The sequence below is a fragment of the Caballeronia sp. genome, from assembly GCF_049581465.1.
In the GTDB taxonomy this organism is placed as follows: Bacteria; Pseudomonadota; Gammaproteobacteria; order Burkholderiales; family Burkholderiaceae; genus Caballeronia.
Genome location: NZ_JBAUSA010000095.1, coordinates 1 through 1,837 on the forward strand (window position 1 = coordinate 1; position 1,837 = coordinate 1,837).

The 1,837-nt window shown below is 62.5% G+C and carries 2 protein-coding genes; both read right to left on the bottom strand.

Features of this window, described 5'->3' with window-relative positions:
- A partial coding sequence (locus tag WCA53_RS02350; RefSeq protein WP_423905067.1) for a VOC family protein occupies positions 1-652 on the bottom strand: 652 nt, incomplete at its 3' end.
- A 10-nt stretch (positions 653-662) separates the two neighbouring features.
- Positions 663-1,837, bottom strand: a 1,175-nt coding sequence (locus WCA53_RS02355) for an aldehyde dehydrogenase (protein ID WP_423905069.1), incomplete at its 5' end; no start/stop codon positions are given.

Genomic DNA, 1,837 nt, shown 5'->3' on the forward strand with positions numbered 1-1,837 from the left:
CGGTGAACGCAACGTGATTAAGGCCGCGGCGGCCGTCGGGGAGTTGCAGCAGGAACAGGTCATGATGACCGCCGTGCGGCGCGCAACGCATGAACGCGCCGCGCTCCGGATAGCGATCCGACGTCTCGAAACCAAGCAAGTCGTGATAGAACTTTTCCTGTTCGGCTATGCAATTCGTGAAGAAGACGACATGACCGACTTCGATGGGTTCCGCGCGCTCATACACGGGACTCGGGGTATCGATGCGCAGATTCTGACCCCATACATTCGAGGGCGAGCCCTTGATATCCAGTGCGCGCTTGCGCGTGACTTCGACGCGGATAGCCATGCCGTTCGGGTCGATGCAACCGACCGCATCGCTGGTTTCAAAGTGGCCTGGCTGACCCGCGAACTTGCCGCGTAACGCGTCGAGTTCTTCCATCGTCGCAACACCCCATGTCACTTCGCGCAGCGTCGGACCCGGTTCGAAAGCGGGCGGGAGCGCGGGATCGTTTGCGTCGACGACCATGATCGTGCAGCCGTTCTGCGCTTCAAAACGCGCATGGGTTTCATCGTGCGCGACTTCTTTCAGGCCCCAGTCGCTGAAAAATGTCCTGCACGTTGGGAGGTCCGTCACGCCGTAAGTGATCTGTTCAATGCCAAGAATAGTCATGACTTGCTTCCTAGTTGGCCCACGGCAGCGGAGCGTCGTTCATACCCCAGTAAAGGCTCTTCTGCTGCATGTATTCGCGAATGCCGAGGTGGCCCTTTTCGCGTCCCATGCCGCTGTCCTTCCAGCCGCCGAATGGCGTCGAAATCGAAAATTGCTTGTACGTGTTGATCCAGACGGTGCCGGTTTCCAGCGCGCGGCCCACTCGCCAGGCACGCTTGTAGTCGTTCGTCCAGATGCCGGCTGCGAGACCGAAGACGCTGGCGTTGGCTTCGCGCATGAGCGACGCTTCATCGTCGAAAGGCAGCACGACGAGGACCGGCCCGAAGATTTCTTCCTGGCAGATACGCGCCTCGTTGGTCAGGCCATCGAGGATCGTGGGCGAGTAAAAGAAGCCTTGCTCGCGGCCGTCGCCTGCGGGACGTTCTCCGCCGCACAGCAGCTTGCCGCCCTCTTCCAGTCCGAGCGCCACGTAGCGCTCGACCGAGTCGCGATGCTGTCCCGTGATGAGCGGTCCCATCTGCGTGTCCTCGCGCGACGGGTCGCCCACGCGCAGACGGCGCGCGCCTTGCACCAGGCGCGCGACGAACATGTCATAGATCGAGCGCTGCACGAACAGGCGCGAACCCGCGATGCACGACTCGCCCGATGAACTGAAGATGCCGTACAGCACGCCATTCACCGCATGGTCAATGTCCGCATCGTCGAACACGATGGTCGGCGACTTCCCACCCAGTTCCAGCGAGACCGGCATCAGCTTGTCCGCCGCCAGCCGAGCGATACCACGCCCGACTTCCGTGCCGCCGGTGAACGCGATCTTTTTAACCAGCGGATGGCGCACCAGCGCGTCGCCGACAATCGACCCCTTGCCCGGCAGGACGCTCAGCACGCCCTTCGGCACGCCGGCTTCCTCGCAGATACGGGCAAGCGCCAGCGAAGCCAGTGGCGTCACCTCAGCGGGCTTCAAAACGACTGCGTTGCCGGCGGCCAGCGCCGGCGCGAGCTTTTGCGCATCGGAAGCGATCGGTGAATTCCACGGCGTGATCGCCGCTACGACGCCGAGCGGTTCATACACGCTCATCGTCATGAAATCGCCGCGAGAAGGCGTGAGCGACTCCTCAAGCGTTTCGACGCAGGCGGCGAAGTAGCGGAACGTGTTGGCCGCGCTCGTGACCAGTCCGCGCGTCT